The organism is Proteus sp. MB838, assembly GCF_054767435.1.
On record NZ_BAABMO010000053.1, the window covers coordinates 1 to 19,403 of the forward strand.

A 19,403-nucleotide genomic window follows, 5' to 3' on the forward strand; every position below is an offset into this window, starting at 1 on the left:
CGCCCGTCGAAGCAGGAACCCGCCGAGGTGATTCAGACATCAGTCTGAACGCAGTAGGGATCCACGTCCTTTAGGGCGTGGAGGATGTCAAGAAGCTCAGAAAAAGCAGCGAAAGCATGATATTAAACTGATCAAGTCATAAAAGAAGGGGGCTAATGCTCCCTTTATTATTTGTCGTGGGCAAAAAAAAGCCCACAGAGGCTGTGGGCAAGGAATGAAAATAAAAAGAGGGTATTTGGATCAGATGTCTATATTAAATTCTATTATTTGAAGATTTTAAAACGAGCGTCATCTTCAATATAATTTTTCTCACTTGCTTCTTGTTCGATAGAGCCAAAGACCATTTGTGCTCTTAATTTCCAATGGCGAGGAATATCCCAAGTTGCGTGAACTTCATCATCAATAATTGGATTGTAGTGTTGCAGTGATGCCCCTACATTTTCAGCCGCAAGTGCAGTCCAGACAGAAAGCTGAGCCATACCACTGGCTTGCTCTGACCAAACAGGAAAGTTTTCAGCATACAGTGGGAACTGCTCTTGAAGCCCTTTAACGATATCAGTATCTTCAAAATAAAGGATGGAGCCTGCACCGGCAGCAAAGCTATTAATTTTGGCTTCTGTTGCGCTAAATGCATCCGCAGGGACTAATTTTTTCAGAGTATCTTTAACGATATTCCATAATTTCTGGTGTTGTTCACCAAATAAAACGACAACACGAGAAGTTTATGAGTTAAATGCGCTAGGGCTTTCTTTAACCGCTTCTTTGATGATCGTAGCAACTCTGTCTTCGCTAATAGGCAGTTGATTACCTAAATGATAAATTGTTCTACGTTTTTTCATTAATTCTGTGAATGCGTTAGACATGCTTATCTCCTTGATAAATATAAGCGTTTAAAGCTGTTTAGCCTGAGCTAATCTATGCACATACTATAGACGCTGTGGGTGATTTATTGATATCTAAAAATTTTAACCACTTACATCAAATTATTAGAGCTAGTCTTTAACTGATTGATTTTCATTGCTCTTATTACCATATCTAAACTCAGGTGCTAGCTGACTTATTCCTAAACCCCCCGCTTTTTTCACTTTTATTTGTACCGGAATACGCTCTTTCATCGCTTCAACATGACTGATCACACCAATAATTTTGCCAGAAGCATTAAGGCTATCTAAGGCATCTAAAGCAATATCTAGTGTATCAGGATCGAGAGTGCCAAAGCCTTCATCTAAAAAGAGTGACTCAATTTGCGTCTTATTACTGACTAAATCAGATAACGCTAAGGCAAGGGATAAGCTGACTAAAAAACTCTCTCCACCAGAAAGTGTACGTGTATCGCGTAGAGCATCTGCTTGCCATGTATCGGCAATCTGTAATTCAAGGCTACCTGTCGTTTTGCGTTGTAAAAAGTAACGACCATGTAGTTTTTCTAAGCGACGATTAGCCAGATAGATAAGATGGTCGAGGGTTAACCCTTGGGCAAAGCGACTAAATTTATCACCAGATGCAGAGCCAACTAACTCATTTAAATAACTCCAATCATCATAATGCGCTTGCTGTTTGGCTATTTGCGCTAATAGTGTTTGTTGCTCTATCCGTTTTTCATCATCTTGGCGTAATTGTATTTGCAGACTAAATAGTGTTTCTTGCAACGCTTTGTGTTGCTTTGCTAAGTCGTCTAAATGGATATTACATTGCTCAGCAGTACATTGGGTTGAGAGTAATGGTTGTTGTAATAAATGTTGTTGATAGGCTTTTTCTTGAGTCTCAAGGCGCGTTTTTTCTTGTAAAAGTTTATCAAGTCGCTGTTTTTGCTGCTCTTGTAGACGTGTTCTTTCCTCTACCGATAATAGAGAGGCTAAAAAGTCATTTTCATCGGCAAAAAGACTCTCTTTTAACGCGTGTTGATAGTGTTCAGTGGCTTGTTGTGCTTGTGTTATTGCTCGTTGTAGGGCTTTTTCATTCTCTTGATATTGGCCAATTAATTGATTAAGTCGGTTTTCTAGTTGGTTTTTTTCTTGAGTATATTGCTCAATCTGGGTTTGTAAAAATTGGCTATGTTTATCAAGTTCACTACGTACCTGCTCTACAGATTGTGAACCAAATAAGGCTTGTCGTTGATCCTGCCATTGTGTTTGTTGGTGCTGTTGTTGGCTTAATTTTGCTAATAGCGCCTCAAGTTCAGCCTGTTTTTCTGCTAAATAACGTTTTTTTTCATTTTGCGTCACTTGCTGTTCACGTAGGCTTTGTTGTAATAGCTGAAGCTCTTTTAACTGACTTTGATATTGCTGGTGCTCTTGTTGACGAGCTGCCAACCATGGCGTGAACTGCTCAAATTCAGGGAGTGTATAGCCTTGTTTTTCAATCGCTGACTGAATATGTTGTGCTAATTGTTGTTGCTGTTGGTGCAAGTGCTCGCTTTGTTGCTGATAGGTTTTGATTGTTTTTTGCAAATAATCTAAATCATTTTGCTGTTGCTTAACCGATTGTTGTTGTTGATTAAATTGCTCTTTTGCATTGAGAAAATGCGTATTCTTTTGATGTGTTTGGGCTTCTAATTGCTGATAACTGTCAAGTTTTTCTGTGAGAATAAGCTCTTGCTGATTTAATGATTGTTCTAATGTCAGTAAGTTATCTGCATCATCAACTAACGGTAAATGGTGTGCTTGTGCTAACGTCTGCCACTGTTGGGTCAGTACGCTATTCTCTTGGGTTAACTGAGCGATATTGTCACTCAAGGTGCTATTTTGTGAGCCATAGTTTACCAGTTGGGTTCGCTGTTCGGCTAAGGTGATGGTGAGTGAATGCACCTGCTGTTGTAATGCTTCTAAACGTAGCTTTGTCTCATCTGGTTTGATGTCATGATAGGTTTCTACATAAGGATGCTGTGTTGAGCCACATAGAGGGCAAGGTTTATCTTTCAGTAAACGTGCACGCTCTTGCTCATATTCGGCGACTTTTTGTAGCAAAAGATAGTTGTCATTTAAATCTTTAAGATGTTGTGCTTTCTCTTTTAGTGCCAGATCATTTTCTGCAATCGTTTGGGTTAGAGTTGCTATTTTTTGCTGATTTTCACTCAATGTAGTTTGATAATGTTGCTGCTCTTTGCCATTACGTTGTAATTGAGTGTGTAAATTTATAATTTTTGCCAATGCATTTTTTTGCAGATTAATTTGTTGTAATCGCGGTTTTATTTCATCGGGTTTGTCTGCTTTTTGACGCGCTTCCAATTGTGTTTGATAAGATTGTAGTTGCTGTTGCTGTAAATTAAGTTGCTCTTGTTGGGTGGCTAATGTTTGGGTAGCTTGTTGTAATGCTTTTTCCAAACTTATGACTTTTTCCTGCTCTGCTGTTTCTCGTTTTTGGTTGGCAAGATATTGGTTTGATATTTCATTATATTGCTGAAAATAGTGTTGCCATAAGGGTAGATTTTCCGCAAGTTGTGCATGATAGGCGTGTTGTGTTAAGTCGTTATTTAATTGATTAACTTGTTGTTGTGTGGTGATTAATTTTTTCTCGGCTAACTGAGAATGTTGCAGATATTCAGCGCATATTTTTTCTAATTTATGCTTGTGTTGGTTATTAGTACTAATTTCTTGTTGTAACAGCACCAATTGATTATCTAAAGGCAGTACCTTCTCACGAATTAACTGTAAAGTGTGCTGTTTTTTCTCATGATGCGTTTTTAATTGTTCATGAAAGTCTGCCAATTTTTTATTGATAGGTAGACTTTGCTGTTCAATAGCCTGTTTTTCTGTTTTTAAGCTTGTTAACTGTGTTGCTAAATAGTTTTGCTCTGTAAGACGACGATTTTTTTCATCATAAAGAGGGCGAATTTTTTCTGCTGGCTCATTTTTTTCTAAGCGTTGAATATCGGGTTGAGCAATAATTAATGCCTGTTGAGCCTCATAGAGTCCCGCTTGGGCTGATTGTTGTTGCTGCTGAATTTCTAGCGCTTTTTCTTGCCATTGCTTAGCAACTTGGTATTCCTGTTGCTCTTTTTGTAACCTTGTTACTTGTGCTTGAATATTGGCTTGTTGTGTTAATAGCTCTTGGCGTATTGTTGCATCCAATAATGCCATCATTTGAGCTTGTTGTTTTAGCGTGTTTAAAGCCTGCTCTTCTTCGCGCCAATGTTTAAAAATTGTTTGTGAAATATGGCGATAGATATCTGTACCAGTAAGCTCTTCAAGTAGCTCTGCACGAGATTTATCATCAGCGTTGAGAAATGCAGCAAATTGCCCTTGTGATAACAACATGGATTTAGTGAAGCGATCGAAATCTAATCCGGTGATCGAGATTATTTTTTCTTTTACTTGGCTAATTTTATTGGCTAAAACTTTATCTTCACCGCCTAAACGATTAATTTTTGCTAACTCAGCCTGTGGGGCTTGTAAGTTTCTCTCTTCTTTATAATTAGCACGACGTTGTTCCCAAAATGCCCGATAGGCAACCCCTTTAACTTCAAATTCCACTTCAGCTAAACATTCTGCAGTGTGACGAGTCATTAATTCATTTTGAGATTGGGTTACTTTATCTAAGCGTGGCGTTCTGTGATATAAGGCTAAACTAATTGCATCTAAGAGCGTGGTTTTACCCGCACCTGTCGGGCCTGTAATGGCAAATAGCCCATTGCTAACAAAAGGCTCTTGATCAAAGTTAATTTTCCATTCGCCTTTGAGTGAGTTAATGTTTTTAAAGCGCAGACTTAAGATTTTCATCGTGCGTTGTTATCCTCTTGCTCTGCCATTTCAACCGCTTGCTTAAAGAGTGTGGTTAACCGTGTTTTGTCTTCCTCGGTTTCAAACTGGTGTTGAGCTAAGCGCCTTTCAAATACATCATATACAGTCAGTTCAGTTAGGGTTTCTTTCTCATTTTGCATCAGTGCTTGACGTTGTTTTCTCGCTCTTCTTAATACGATCACTTCAAAGAGTGGCGATTGAGTTAGCTCTTGAATACGGGTTTGAATATCACTGAGATAATCTTGAGTTGAAACTTCAATATCTAGCCAAATCGTGGTATCCATTTCATTATATTGTGTTGCTAACTTTTCGAGTTGTGTGGCAATTTCTTGTAACGAGCCTGAAAGAGTGCGTAATAGCTGAAACTCAGGGATGGCTAATAGTGTCATTTCCGCTAACTTATCTTGCTCAAAATCGATAAGACAAACACTTTTCTGTTGTGCACTTTCATCAAAACTTAATGGAATAGGTGAACCACTGTAGCGAATATGACCCGATTTATTGACGCGCTGTGGGCGATGAATATGACCAAGGGCGATATAGTCAAATGGAGGAAATAGGGTTGCGTTAAAGGCTTCTAATGTGCCGATATAAATTTCACGTACCGAATCGCTAACACTGGCGCCAATCGTTGTCAGATGCCCTGTGGCAATGATAGGGATGTTAACATTGAGTTGTTTTCGTAAGTCGAGCGCGGCTTGATATTGGCGTTGATAATAATCTGCGATCGCTTCTTTTAAAGCGCCCTGTTTGTCTGCTCCCGATTGCCCACTTTTGCTATTTATCATATCTCTAGGGCGTAAATAGGGGATTGCACAAAGTAATGCTCCAGGTGTGTGATTTTTTTGATAAAGAATAATAGGGGCTTGTGGGGTTTCAGTGTGAACATTAGCAATGACGGTGGTATTTAAACACGCTAACAGTGATTTAGATTCATTTAGCGTTGCCACAGAATCATGATTACCCCCTAAAATAATCAGTTGGCACTGAGTATCTCTTATTGCGACGACAAATCGATTATAAAGCTCTCGGGCATAACTGGGGGGGAGCCAGTATCAAAGATATCCCCTGCAACAATAACTGCATCAACTTGTTGTTCACGGATTTGCGCTAATAGCCAATCGAGAAATTGTTGGTGCTCTTGGGCGCGAGTTTTTGTAAAAAAATATTGTCCTAAATGCCAATCTGAGGTGTGAATAATCCGCATTGCTATCCCTTAATGTTAACTGCCGTCAGTATGGCGCACCTTACTTTTTTAGTGAAAATCCACCTATGAGCTACGTATTTTGAGTGAAATTACACCAATTTTAGCCTTATTTACCTTAATAATGACACTGTATTCCAGTATTGTCATAGTCAGTCATAAATCTGTCATAAAAGTGCCTCATAATCATTATGACCCTCTATATAAATAACACAGGATAGAGTATGGCAAGGCGTATTCTTGTTGTTGAAGATGAAACCGCAATTCGAGAGATGATCTGTTTTGTATTAGAGCAAAATGGTTTTCAGCCTATTGAAGCTGAGGACTATGATACTGCATTGAGTTTTCTGATTGACCCTTACCCTGATCTGGTTTTATTAGATTGGATGATCCCCGGAGGCTCGGGTATCCAAGTGATTAAACAGATGAAGCGTGAAAATAATACCCGTGATATTCCTATTATTATGCTAACAGCAAAAGGGGAAGAAGAAGATAAAGTCAAAGGTCTCGAAACAGGTGCAGACGACTATGTGATTAAACCTTTTTCGCCTAAAGAGCTGGTGGCTCGGGTAAAGGCTATTTTACGACGATTGTCACCGATGTCGGCAGAAGATGTGATTGAATTTAATGGATTAAGTCTTGATCCTGTTTCACATCGAGTTACCAGTCAAGATAAACCCATTGATATGGGGCCTACCGAATTTAAACTTCTCCACTTTTTTATGACCCATCCCGAACGTGTATATAGCCGAGAGCAGTTGCTAAACTATGTTTGGGGCACCAATGTTTATGTCGAAGATCGTACTGTCGATGTACATATTCGTCGATTGCGTAAAGCTATAGAGCAAGATGGCCATGACCGAATGATACAAACGGTACGAGGAACGGGATATCGTTTCTCTGCTCGATTTTGAGTTGATAAGGGAGTAATTAACTGGTGTTAGAACGACTCTCATGGAAAGCCCTCGTGTGGGGGCTATTTCTATTTTGTTTACCTGCCTTTGTATTATCACTATTTATCGGCCACCTTCCTTGGTTGCTCGTGGTCTCATTACTGAGTGCCTTGATATGGCACGCCTATAATTTAATGAAATTATCTAAATGGTTATGGCTCGATAGATCGGTATTACCCCCAGAAGGGAAAGGGGGCTGGGAGCCTATTTTTTATGGTATACGACAAACACAGCAACGTAACCGTAAACGCCGTCGAGAATTAGGTGATTTAATTAAGCGTTTTCGTAGCGGGGCGGAGAGCCTACCAGATGCCGTTGTGATGATCACTAATGAAGGAAATATCTTTTGGTGTAATAGTCTTGCTCAGCATCTTCTAGGCTTTCGTTGGCCTGATGATAATGGACAAAATATTTTTAATTTATTGCGCTATCCCGATTTTTTACATTATTTCACCGTCGCCGATTTTAGCCGCCCTTTAACTATTGCATTAAATAATGGTGCTATTGTTGAATTTCGGGTGATGCCTTATGCGGATGATCAACGTTTAATGGTTGCTCGCGATGTGACCGAGAAGAATAAGTTAGAAAATTCGCGACGTGATTTTTTTGCTAATGTGAGCCATGAATTAAGAACACCTTTAACGGTTATTCAAGGCTATCTTGAGATGATGGAAGAGAATACCGCAGAAAACCCGGCTGAACATAAAGTGATTAAGACCATGCAAGAGCAAGCAAAGCGTATGGACTTATTAGTACAACAACTGTTACAGCTTTCACGTATTGAATCTGCGCCTCATATTGATTTGAACACGGTTGTCGATATGCCTGCGCTATTAAGCGTGCTTGAGCATGACGCGCACTCATTAAGCCAAGAACAACAAAATATCATCTTTGATATTGACCATAAATGGGCTGTTCGTGGTAATGAAGAGCAATTGCGTAGTGCCGTATCTAACCTTGTCTATAACGCCATAAATCATACCCCTGAGGGTACGACTATTCGCGTGAGTTGGAAAAAAGTACCACAAGGTATGTTGTTTAGTGTGTCAGATAATGGGCCGGGTATCAGTGCTGAACATTTAACGCGCTTAACCGAACGTTTTTATCGTGTAGATAAAGCGCGCTCCCGCCACACCGGTGGTACAGGGCTTGGATTGGCGATTGTCAAAAAGTCCTTACAACATCATCACTCAATACTGAATATTGAAAGTAAAGTCGGTGTAGGAAGCACTTTTTCTTTTATCATGCCGCAAACATTGTTAACAGAAAAAAAATAATTTCGTTTTTATTCTTATTTTATTAGTACCTTTATTACCTATTTTTAAAAGAGGTGATAAAGGTATTTTTGTCATATACCCATCAAATCAATATCAATAAAATCTAATATCGTAGCGTTAAATTTTAATATTATTAATTAATGGGAACTTTAATTGATGGCTAGATTGCCGTTTGGTGAGTGAAAAATATACAAATCATATCGGGGATAATTGGCGATATATAACAGTTATCACTGGCCTGAAAAAATACTTTAGATGATTATTCTGCTTTTTAGATCAGCTATTGCCTTTTTTCATTATAAAAGTTTTACTTGTGAGCAGTTATCGGCGCTTTTTTCTATTTAATATGTAATTGCTCTGTGTAAAATGATTATTCTTAAATATTATTCTGAATAACCCATCATGAAGCAAAATAGATACTGCTGATATTTTTGTTGTATTTACTTTATATAGTAAATGTAAATTAACCATCTAATAACGATATATTAACAAATCTTATGGCACATCGATTAACTTCCAGAGACATTCTGGCATTAGGTTTTATGACTTTTGCTCTATTTGTTGGAGCAGGGAATATTATTTTTCCCCCGATGGTGGGGTTGCAATCAGGGGAGTTTGTTTGGACTGCGGCCATTGGTTTTTTGCTAACCGGAGTTGGCTTACCTGTGCTAACAGTGGTGGCATTAGCGAAAGTGGGAGGGGGAATTGAAGCATTAAGCACCCCCATTGGTAAATCTATGGGACTTTTATTAGCAATAGTCGCTTATCTTGCTGTCGGCCCTTTATTTGCCACCCCTCGAACCGCAACGGTCTCTTTTAAAGTTGGCATTGCCCCTTTAGTGGGTGATAGTGATATTGCCTTACTTATTTATAGTGTTATTTACTTTTTAATTGTTATCGGTATTTCACTGTATCCGAGAAAATTACTTGATAGTGTTGGTCACATTCTGGCACCGATTAAAATTTTAGCCTTAGCTGTATTAGGTTTAGCTGCGCTATTTTGGCCAGCAGGAACGCCGATCCCCGCTACACAAGCGTATCAAGATATGGCATTTACCCAAGGTTTTATTAATGGCTATCTTACCATGGATACGTTAGGCGCGATGGTCTTTGGTATTGTTATTGTCAATGCGGCCCGCTCAAGAGGGATTGATAATTCGTCTTTATTAACACGTTATACTATGTGGGCGGGAATTATCGCGGGTGTGTTATTAACGGCGATTTATCTTAGTTTATTTAAGCTTGGTTCTGCTAGCGGCAGCATTATTCCAGAAGCAAAAGATGGCGCAGATATTTTACATGCTTATGTGCAACATACTTTCGGTAATTTTGGTAGTTTCTTTTTAGCTCTGCTTATTTTCTTAGCTTGTATGGTGACCGCGGTAGGTTTAACTTGTGCTTGTGCGGAGTTTTTTAGCCGCTATTTGCCTATTTCTTATCGTACATTAGTATTGATTTTGGCTGTATTTTCCGCGGTAGTCTCTAATCTTGGTTTAAGTAAACTGATTGCGTTCTCCATTCCTGTTCTGGTGATGATTTATCCTCCTTGTATTGTGATTATTCTGATGAGTTTCACTTTACGTTTTTGGCATAATCCAAGCCGTATTATTGCCCCTGCAATGGCAATAAGCTTATTTTTTGGCATTTTTGATGCCATTAAAGCATCTGATCATTTAAAACATTTATTACCGGATTGGGCGGCTAAATTACCATTAAGTGAGCAAGGATTAGCGTGGTTAATTCCTGTATTAGTGACTATTGTTATATGCGCTATTTACGATAAAGTAGCTGGCTCACAACATAAAAAAGTGATCCACTCTGGGATAAACAAATAAGCTAAAATACATTAAATTAAAATCTAAAAGGGAAACGGAAGTTTCCCTTTTTTACGAAATTAAAGTAAGTGTTGATTTTCTTTTAGGCGATTAGTAAGCGTTTTATCAATATCAGCACGAACGGAATTTGAAACGTCATACTCTTTAGCTAACGATGAGAATTGACTAATAATATCAACAGTATGATGGATATACGTTTGTGCTTGTTGCCAACTTTCAAAACCAGCTATTTCTGCAAGATGTTTGATTATGTTTAATGGTGGTTGTTTACCATGTTAGCTTAAAATTCATCTTGTAATACCTCTTCAATGGTTCTTGGTATACGAGGCTTATTGGCTTTTTTAGGGTCAACAACGGCATAAAGGTTATTTAAATCATCAAGACACTGCCAAAGTAACAGTAGTTGTCGTAATGAAATTTTGCCTTGTAACTCAAATTTTTTAATTGTTGATGCAGGGACGGTACTGCGCTCGGCAAGATGTTCCCGAGACCATTTTTCTTTTTCTCGTCGTTTTCGTAAATGAGTAGCAAAAGCTCGACTAACATCAATATCGGTAAGTAATGAGAGTTTCATTATTAGCTCTAAACATAAAATGGACACTATAATGTCCAATTATAGCATAATATGGCATAATTGGACATTATAGTGTCCATTTTTACAAGCTAACTTCTGTTAGGATTTTTACTAATTATAAGCATTCAGTAAAATTATTCATTGCAACGGGGTGCTGTTTTTCATCTAAATAGTAGTAAGTACTCACCACAATATTATCTTCATCTATAAAAAGTTATATTAAACATAGAGAGTAATACCAGCGAATATATTTTATTGGTAAGTTGCTAAATAATCATCACCCATGTTGTTTCTAATACACTCCATTAATACCTATAGTAGGTTACTTGTATGTTTTTTTATCATAATACTATACTAGCAGTATTGCTTTAGAGTGTTTAAAACTGCTCATAATCAAGGTGAATTAATCATGGCTAATAATATTTACTTACGTTTAAATGGAAATAAACAGGGCTTAATTTCAGCAGGGTGCTCTACTTGGGACTCAATAGGAAATAAATATCAAGAAAACCATACTGATGAGATATTAGTAATAGCTTCTTCATTCAATATAAACAGAGCCCAAAATCTGAGCCACCATCCAATGTCAATTACCAAACATGTCGATAAATCAACGCCTTTACTCATTGTCGCCATCACAAATAATGAAATATTAAGATGTGAACTTGATTACTATCGAACCTCCGCTACTGGTTCACAAGAAAAATATATGACTGTTGTTTTAACTAATGCATCAATTGTTAATTATTCCCAGGTGAATGCCAGCACAATAACTCAAAGTGATTCATTACCCAGTGAAATAATTACAATACACTATGAAAGTATTACATGTAATCACATCATGGCTGGTACGTCGGGATATAGTATCTCAAGTACAATTTAAGAGTTTATACAAGGCAGAATTATGTCAGCGATAATTACTCCATTGGTTATATACCAAACTCAAAGACGTATGGATGATTACAGTGCAGATGATATGCGTTACGGAGATTTGAGTGGAGATCAGCTACGAAATCAATTTAATTTGCGTGATGTTTCAATGAGAGTAAATCCATACACTTTCCAAACAATAGAAAATGATGGATTTTTTAATAAAGTCTATGATGCGAATAATCATAACATAGTGATATCAAAAATAGGAAAAGCTGAATGTGCACAAATCTTGTTTGATGAATTTCGCCATTTATCATCAATGTTTGCCTTCCGTAGTCCTTATGCGATCCTTATTAATAAAATGATAACTCATATGCAATTTAATGATGGCGCACCTTATAATGATCCTTTATTAAACGATGCTATCAGAGAGCAAATTTTAGAAGATGATTCTGATAATAGTTCATTACTGAAAATAAGAGACGTTTTTAATAAATCTATTAATTGGAATACTCGAAGTATAAAAGACCGTATTGATATTCACTTGGTGCTAAAAAGTTATATAGGCGATAGCGTGCTTCCTAAATTCGATCGTCTTGAGGATAGAGTGAATGGATTGGGGATTACCGTACATGACACTTGGTCAACGACCATTACTTTACAAAAGCTAGAAATTTACAATGATTATTGTGATGCAATTATTCATTATAAAATTCAAGATCATTTTGGTTTAGATAGTAATGATATTATGTCTGCTCTTTATCATAATTTCAGATTTTTTAGAATTTGGTTTGTATTACAGCGATATGACAAATTAGGCTTTAAACCGTTTATGACCAATATGGAAGCGACTATTAATATAAAAATTCGGAGTCCAAAATAATGGCTTTTAAATATAAAATAACAATAATCATATTTTTGCTATCTTTTATTTTTTTTGTAGTGTATGAGTTTTTTATTCCCGTTAAAGTTATGGGAGTACATAAAGATACGTATACCACCTCTATTCTGGTTGAGGATTTTCCGATAACTGATTATGGAAAAATAATATGGTGGAAAAACAATCAAGATGTTTTAGATAAAAAGTATGATTTATTTAAGAATAAAAATAGTTTATTTTTGATTTCTATATGGAATTACGGTGATGGATATTTAGAAGAAGGAAAATACGATCGATTATGTTTTACTGAAATTAAAAGTAACAAAAAATGTATAGAAAAAGATAAAGTGATGTCAATAATGTATTCTTTAAATGAAGAGGAAATTAGGATAGGTAATTCTGCATATATTAAAGATAAAAATGGTTCTTTTATAAAGAAAGACAAGGATGCTAATACAACTATCACAGTAGTCCCTAATGCATAACTTGGTCACAAGTGGTGATAATAGCTTATTCACATTTTATGCTTAAAAATATATTTTGCTGTTTATATCAAAAATATAAAATATAACTCTAAATCTTTGTGAAACAATGCGAAGTTATCGTGTTTCGTCTCCATGTTTGCCCAATAGCTTCTATGAGAATTTTTTATTAATTATTGAGTTAAGTAATATTATCCATTGCAACAGGGCGCTGTTTTTCATCTAAGTAGTAGTGAATGCCGGCCTCAATATTATCTTCACCTTCATAGAAAACGTTAAAGCGGGTGCGTTTTCCATCGTGATAGGCAATCACAGCACTACCGCCTTTTCCTAAGCAAAATTGCTGAAGATGCCCTGTTGAGATACACACGCTGTTATCCCCAGATACAGAGAGTGTGCAGTTATCACCTGTGTTGATAGCAATGGCGTTATCGCCAGTAACAGTAATATGTGCTAAATCACCAGTATTGGTGACTTTTGTACGGGATTGAGTCGCATTAATAAAGTTTCTTATGCCACTATTGGCAATATGCGCCCCTTGGCCAGAAGCGTAAATTTTAACATCGTTGCCACTATTACAAATACGAGAGCGTCCTCCTAAGCTACCAATACGACATTGATCTGCCGTATTACTGATCTTTCCAGCAAATCCGCTGTTGATTAATTGGTTACTATAACCAGTGTTAGCAATACTGTTTTCATCACCGGAAAAGGCGACAATATTATCACGACCACATAATGCAAGGGCGGTGTTAAATTGTTGGCTTTTGACAATCAGTTGATGCCATTCGGTGGAAAACTGGATGTTTTCGTCGCTAGATTGCGGTTGGTGATAGGGTAAACGTTGTAATGTCACACCGGTTTGTTTTTCATTGCCTAACAGGGACAAGATGTTTTCTATCACTTCTTGTTCCTGTTTGGCAAAAGAGGACTGACTAAAATGACGCAGATAAATATATTGAATTAAGCTTTCTATCCATTGTGTTTGACGTTGTTTTATCAATTCATTATGGATAGCACGGTAAGTACCTCCATGGGGAAAATAACGCAAAAACCAACGATAAAGTGAACTTGAAACATGCAGTTGGCGTAAGTCTTCTTTGGTTAGTGTGATATTTTCCTGTGAAGGGACTGACATATAAGCTCCTTGATCCATCTATTTATTAGTGTCTATGGTAGCCGTCAACCATACTGCGAAAGGTTTGGAATGGCGTTCTTCCGGTGGTACACAGGTAAAGGTGACCAAAGATAAAAAAGACACTACACACGGCTAGTATTTGGTGAATTATTAATAACCAAGCTTTAAATAGCACAGCATCAGCAGGGATAAACATGGGATTTTGCAGTAAGATCCCAGTGATTAAAAGTAATGGTACTAATGCATACATCACACCTAAATAAGCCATTTGTTGCAGTGGATTAAATTTAACCTTGGGAGTGGCTGGAAAAGGATGATCTTCCCCTTTAATAATGCCGTAAAGATAAAAACGTGTTTGCATTAATACTCGTTGCAACCAGTTTTTACTGTCAATACGGTAAAATTTACCATTGCCACCAACAAGATTAATTAACACAAAGGACAACCAGCATACTAAGAGTAGATAACCACAAATTTCATGCACATTGACGAGTAACGCCGTGTCATGTGCCGAGAGTAGGGCGAAATGGTTAATCCCGCCACTGAGAAGGAGTAAGATAAATAAAGTTGCATTACTCCAATGCCATAAACGTACCGCTTTTGAGTAAAGATAGAGTTTCTCTTCTTGATGATGCTCTCCATGGGGTGTGGCGAAGCGGTAACGTAAAAAACCATGAAGTGCGAGTACAAGTAGCATGCCGACAAATAATACGCCGGCAACAATTAACCAAAGTGGCAAATAGTCCGGTGTATAGATTAAGACATACTGTTTGAGTGAGGCTTGAAATTGTGCTGCATTTGGCATGATATTTATTGCACTCATACGTTATCTCCCCCTTGTACATGAGGTCCAACACGTCGATAAAGATGCGGTTTTCCTACTCCATCAAGTTGATAGAGATAGTAGTCATGTGTTTTTAGCCATTGCTGAATTTGTGGGCTATCTTCTCTACCAAAGAGTAGGGCGTTTTGTGGGCAAGCGCTGACACAAATCGGTGGGAACCCTTTTTGTAATCGAGACTCAAGACAAAAGTCACATTTATCAGCAACATGTGTTACGGGATTAAGATAACGAACTTGGTAAGGACAGGCTGATATGCAATAACTACAGCCAATACATTTCTCTTTATTAACGCGAACAATACCATTGCTTTCATCGCGCCAAGATGCGCCCGTAGGACAAACCGAGATACAAGGAGCATCTTCACACTGCTGACATGAGTGTCTAAAAAAATGGTACTTATCGTTATCTTCTTTTAAGCTTAATGGAATGTGTGCAATATCCATTCGCGCCATTCCGGTTGGTACTTTATTTAATCGACGGCACGCTGTGGCACAAATATTACAGCCATTACAGCGTGTTTCGTCATGGATCATGGCATAGCGTATCGGTTTTTTATCTGTGGCTGCCGCTAAGGCACTACCCAGTGGCGCACTGAAAAAGATCACAGTACCTATACCTGCTACAAATTTACGGCGAGAAACATGCATTATTTTTGCTCCTCAATCTGATGCTGTTGTAATACCCACAGAACATTTCGTCGACAGGGTGAAGCATTAAGGATTTTCATATTGTTCTACCTCCAGCCATTCTGTTAACCCTCTCGCCTTGCCATAACTCATTAGGGTGCTACTAAATAGGTAAGGGGCATTGTTAGAGGCGAATATTTGCTGAATATCTTGAAAATCAGGGTGAGTTTTCATCAGCGTCAATGCATCGTCTATTTCTGCAGCGGTGTAATAAAAAGGCTCCGACATCAACATGCTTTGCTTCAATGGACGAGGGTAGGTTTCGCATTCAAAGCGAACTAAACCTGCAATGGCAGTACAAATATCGGTATATCTATTGAGAAGCTGTAATTGTGCATAGTTATCTGACATAACAGTGTCAGAATAGAAATAATCTTCACCATTATGTGTTAAATAAGTAATATCAACGAAAGCGTCCTCGTTCAACGCGACTCTTAATTGCATTACCTCTTCTTCAGAGAGTGAATAAGGCGCATCATACAGCGTGGAAATAGCTAATAGTTCACCTTCTTTTGAACATTGACGGATTGCATTGGCTAGGTGTTGTTCAGCCGATAATTGCGCGATATCTTCAATTTGCTCTTCTGTGGTATCCGTTAAGGTGTGAGTACCATGCCCAATACCTCTCTCTGATAACGGCAATAGCCAACGACGAAGAGAAATATCCGGTTGTTCTAAAGTAATATCAGCATCATGAGCAATATCAGGTGGTATAGAGGCTGATGCATTCTGTTTATTCATCATGATCTCCTTTACCTATTAATTGGGTAATAAGCCACGTGATGCTAAATCGTCAGCAACATCTTGTAATCCAAGGCGTACTAAAGTTGCTTTTGTTGGACAGCCTAATTGTGGATCCCAGCCCATTTCTTCATAAAATAGGGTGAGAGAGAGTTGCATATCTTCTCTATCCATTTTGTCTGTCCCTTCCGTAAAGACAGGAATATCAGGATCTTTATCAAATACCCATGAACAGATTTGGTCATGCTCATTACGCATATCCATTGTGTTCATTAACTTAACCGTGTAAGCACGATGTAAAGTGAAGATGCGTTCTGAGGCTAAATCAAGATCTTGAGAAGTGGTTGGTTCACCGGTAATGGCAGTGAAAAATTTTGCTTCCATATCTAAATCGCCACGATAGTTGCGGCTTTTATGAGGTGATACGGTCATTGGCCATACCCAGTTACATAATGTCACGGCATCATGTAGGCAACTACGCAAAATGGTCCATTTGGTATAGGCAATTTTTGCTTTATTAATCGGCGTGTAGTTTTTGGTTTCATCAAAAGCATCACCAGAGCCAAATAGTTCACCTGCAATCTCTTTTTGTAATTTTAGCGGTAAACCACTACCGATATAGTTGATATGAGTATGTGTCATCGCATCGCGGTTAAACATACAGTTGACGATGGAGCCTACTTGAGCAGAAGCTTCATTTGCATGGTGAATAGGGAAACCCATCGGTGACCAAAGTTTATTTTTCTTATTACCCCAATATTCCTCACCTAAATTCCAGCGTTGTGCAATTAAATAAGAGCCATCAGCAAGGTGACTAAATTCACCTTTACGATGGGCTAAGCGGTAATAGAAATCTTTGATAAATGCGGGATCACCTTCTTCAAGTTTATCCCAAGGAATATCGTTATACTCTTCTTCAGAAAGAACGCGTTTAAAAACGCCGTGGGTATAGCAATAAGTAAAGTCACGATGAAGCTGACCGTAGTTGCACCATAAGCCCATATCATCAAAAATATTGAGGCCGACAAGATTACCAACAACATTGGCATCGCCTTTTTTCTCAATATCTTTCGGGCCATTAGGGAAAATGGTGGTATGAACAAAGTTGGCGACACAAGTGTTTCCGCCTGTTTGAGGTACGCCAAATTTTTTCGCTTGCGGGACATTAAGTTGTGACATACAGCGAATAGGGCATGAGTGGCATCCCCCCATTTTTACCGTGTATTGTTCTGCTTCTGGGCCAAGATCGAAGGTTGATTTCATGGTTCTAAAGCCGACAGTATTGGCATTGCCCGGTGGGATCTCCCCTGTTTCAATGGGGCCACCTTCAGCCGCTCCCCAATAAAGCCCTTTACGTGCAGTCCAGCGTGAACCCGGATGTGAATACTCTGCCCAAGATTGCGGGGTACTTGGTACGACGTGATTATTATTTGCGCCAATGAGTTGTGTCATCATATAGTCGTTAAGCTCTTTTAACGCTTTACGATCGGCAACATTAACGCCACGGCTTCCTTCAACCACAATCGCTTTTAATTTTTTAGCACCAAGTACGGCACCAATTCCAGCACCACCACTGTGGTTACGACTATTGATAAGTCCTGAAAGAGGGACAAGGTTTTCACCTGCAGGGCCAATAGCAGCAACACACGCTTCAGGGCTTGTTTGAGCACAAAGTTCTTCTGTTGTTTGACGAGTTCCTTTTCCCCATAAAAAAGAGGCATCTTCAATGGAAACTTGGTCATCATCAATATGGATCCACACGGGTTTATCTGCCTGACCTTCAATGATCAACGCATCATAGCCGGCAAATTTCATCCATGCGGCAAAAAAGCCTCCCATATGGGCATCAACCACTAAATTACCGCGAGTAAAGGTTGAAAGAGAGGTGATATTGACGCGAGAGCTACAGGGTGCGCCTGATCCTGTTAGCGGGCCTACCGCAAATACCACTTTGTTTTCTTCATCAAAAGGTTTTACACCGGGTGCAACTTCTTCATACATAATTTTGTAGCCAAAGCCCATACCACCAATTAAGGATTTGTATTGGCTTGAGCTTTCGCGAGAGATGGCACCGGTAGTTAAATTAATTCTTAGTATATTGCCAGTCCAGCCGTTAATCATAATATTGCTTCCTAATCTAAAGAGGGGTCAATGAGGTGATTGCTAAGAAAAATCAAACGGTAATTTCTTTCCATTCAATAATGTGCAATGCCCCTGTTGGGCATGCTGAGGCGCATTCACCACATAAATTACATTTACCGGATTTTTTCGTTTGTGGATTGACGGTTGCCATCATCCACGGGCAAGCTGTTGTACAAGCGGCACAGCCGATACAACGACGAGTATCAACGACAATACAGCCAAACTCTTCTTGATAACGGATAGCTTTTACTGGGCAGACGTTCATACACTCGGGTGTTTTGCATTGGCGACAAGTATCAGTGGTAAAGTTTAAGTCGCCATATAAGCCCCCTCCAGAGCCAATGCCTTTATCACCAAAATAGAAATGACGATGGATTTTAGTACGGGAGAAGAAAGAGCCAACGCTACCATCATTCCATGTTGTACATGCTGTTTCACAACGATGACAGCCAGTGCAACGGGCACGATTAGTCACTAATACACCTTTAGGTGTGGTTGTCAGTTGAATAACGCCACTGTCTATTTCTTCTTGCTTACAACCTAAAAGAGAAAGTAGTGCGGGTGCTATGGTGATCCCTGCCAGCCCTTTACCGGATATTCGCAGAAACTCTAGTCTTGATAGTCCAATATCTAATATAGGACGATGATGTGTATCAGACATTAATATTTATCTCCGCTTAACTAATTTAAATAAGAAATAATTTGTGATGATAAATGTGTTCTTTTCTCTACTTGTTTTTCGTTGTATATAAAATATAATAACGATTGGTTTAGAATAGACATAATAGTTATCAACACTTTTTATTACTGAAAATAGCTTGTGGTGAATTGTTAAATATTTGTATTTACAATATGTTACATTCGGTTTTTACGTATTTTTCATTAACCATTATGATATTGTGGTTATTAAAAAATTTATTCTGTGACTGCAATCATAGAAATAAAATTAATTATCGTTAGTTAAAAAATTAAATTAAGTGATTATTGTTCTTATCTGTAACTACGAAGGATAATTAATATTGTTTATATATATTC

General features: G+C 38.2%; 14 protein-coding genes and 2 pseudogenes. 6 read left to right on the top strand and 10 right to left on the bottom strand.

Going from position 1 to position 19,403, the window contains the following annotated elements:
* Positions 1-263: 263 nt before the first annotated feature.
* The 3 genes and pseudogenes from ACYUCW_RS16320 to sbcD form a co-directional block, all read right to left on the bottom strand.
* Positions 264-863, bottom strand: a pseudogene (locus ACYUCW_RS16320) (nitroreductase family protein).
* A 129-nt stretch (positions 864-992) separates the two neighbouring features.
* Positions 993-4,718, bottom strand: a complete 3,726-nt coding sequence (locus ACYUCW_RS16325) for an SbcC/MukB-like Walker B domain-containing protein (protein ID WP_460409026.1) — start codon at positions 4,716-4,718, stop codon at positions 993-995.
* Positions 4,715-5,946 (bottom strand): annotated as a pseudogene (gene sbcD / locus ACYUCW_RS16330) (exonuclease subunit SbcD). The gene ACYUCW_RS16325 and the pseudogene sbcD overlap by 4 nt, the downstream one beginning before the upstream one ends.
* Before the next feature lie 221 nt (positions 5,947-6,167).
* Here sbcD and phoB point away from each other — a divergent pair.
* From phoB to brnQ, 3 genes are all read left to right on the top strand, one after another.
* Positions 6,168-6,857, top strand: a complete 690-nt coding sequence (gene phoB / locus ACYUCW_RS16335; RefSeq protein WP_004249004.1) for a phosphate regulon transcriptional regulator PhoB — start codon at positions 6,168-6,170, stop codon at positions 6,855-6,857.
* Between the two features lie 23 nt (positions 6,858-6,880).
* Positions 6,881-8,173 carry a phosphate regulon sensor histidine kinase PhoR gene (phoR, locus tag ACYUCW_RS16340; protein ID WP_004245160.1) on the top strand — a complete coding sequence of 431 codons (1,293 nt, stop codon included), beginning with the start codon at positions 6,881-6,883 and terminating at the stop codon, positions 8,171-8,173.
* A 497-nt stretch (positions 8,174-8,670) separates the two neighbouring features.
* A complete protein-coding gene (brnQ, locus tag ACYUCW_RS16345; RefSeq protein ID WP_112843164.1) occupies positions 8,671-10,008 on the top strand; it encodes a branched-chain amino acid transport system II carrier protein in 1,338 nt (445 codons plus the stop codon).
* A gap of 280 nt (positions 10,009-10,288) precedes the next feature.
* On the opposite strand, the gene ACYUCW_RS16350 is transcribed toward brnQ, so the two are convergent.
* Complete coding sequence (locus tag ACYUCW_RS16350) at positions 10,289-10,582, bottom strand: helix-turn-helix domain-containing protein (RefSeq protein ID WP_004245158.1); 294 nt, start codon at positions 10,580-10,582, stop codon at positions 10,289-10,291.
* A gap of 409 nt (positions 10,583-10,991) precedes the next feature.
* Between ACYUCW_RS16350 and ACYUCW_RS16355 the strand changes: the two genes are divergently transcribed.
* Genes ACYUCW_RS16355 through ACYUCW_RS16365 form a run of 3 tightly spaced genes read left to right on the top strand, consistent with a single transcriptional unit; the run spans position 10,992 to position 12,820 of the window.
* Positions 10,992-11,465 carry an Hcp family type VI secretion system effector gene (locus ACYUCW_RS16355; protein ID WP_004252601.1) on the top strand — a complete coding sequence of 158 codons (474 nt, stop codon included), beginning with the start codon at positions 10,992-10,994 and terminating at the stop codon, positions 11,463-11,465.
* Positions 11,466-11,486: 21 nt separating this feature from the next.
* A complete protein-coding gene (locus ACYUCW_RS16360; protein ID WP_004245156.1) occupies positions 11,487-12,338 on the top strand; it encodes a DUF3289 family protein in 852 nt (283 codons plus the stop codon).
* Entirely contained in the window at positions 12,338-12,820 is a 483-nt protein-coding gene (locus ACYUCW_RS16365) for a DUF943 family protein (protein WP_004245155.1), read from the top strand. Before ACYUCW_RS16360 ends, ACYUCW_RS16365 begins: the two co-directional genes overlap by 1 nt.
* A 178-nt stretch (positions 12,821-12,998) precedes the next feature.
* Here ACYUCW_RS16365 and ydhT read toward each other — a convergent pair whose 3' ends face one another.
* From ydhT to ACYUCW_RS16395, 6 genes are all read right to left on the bottom strand, one after another.
* Positions 12,999-13,973 (bottom strand): protein YdhT, encoded by a 975-nt coding sequence (gene ydhT / locus ACYUCW_RS16370; RefSeq protein WP_017628261.1) that lies wholly within the window; start codon positions 13,971-13,973, stop codon positions 12,999-13,001.
* Between the two features lie 7 nt (positions 13,974-13,980).
* Positions 13,981-14,778 (bottom strand): thiosulfate reductase cytochrome B subunit, encoded by a 798-nt coding sequence (gene phsC / locus ACYUCW_RS16375; RefSeq protein ID WP_004245153.1) that lies wholly within the window; start codon positions 14,776-14,778, stop codon positions 13,981-13,983.
* On the bottom strand, positions 14,775-15,446 hold the full coding sequence (locus ACYUCW_RS16380; RefSeq protein WP_004245152.1) for a 4Fe-4S dicluster domain-containing protein: 672 nt from the start codon (positions 15,444-15,446) through the stop codon (positions 14,775-14,777). Before ACYUCW_RS16380 ends, phsC begins: the two co-directional genes overlap by 4 nt.
* Positions 15,447-15,512: 66 nt before the next feature.
* On the bottom strand, positions 15,513-16,226 hold the full coding sequence (locus tag ACYUCW_RS16385; RefSeq protein WP_223293421.1) for a YdhW family putative oxidoreductase system protein: 714 nt from the start codon (positions 16,224-16,226) through the stop codon (positions 15,513-15,515).
* Positions 16,227-16,244: 18 nt separating this feature from the next.
* The gene (locus tag ACYUCW_RS16390) at positions 16,245-18,347 is read right to left on the bottom strand and encodes an aldehyde ferredoxin oxidoreductase (RefSeq protein WP_017827756.1); all 2,103 of its coding nucleotides are present in this window, start codon (positions 18,345-18,347) and stop codon (positions 16,245-16,247) included.
* Positions 18,348-18,399: 52 nt separating this feature from the next.
* The gene (locus ACYUCW_RS16395; protein WP_004245149.1) at positions 18,400-19,029 is read right to left on the bottom strand and encodes a ferredoxin-like protein; all 630 of its coding nucleotides are present in this window, start codon (positions 19,027-19,029) and stop codon (positions 18,400-18,402) included.
* Between the last annotated feature and the right edge of the window lie 374 nt (positions 19,030-19,403).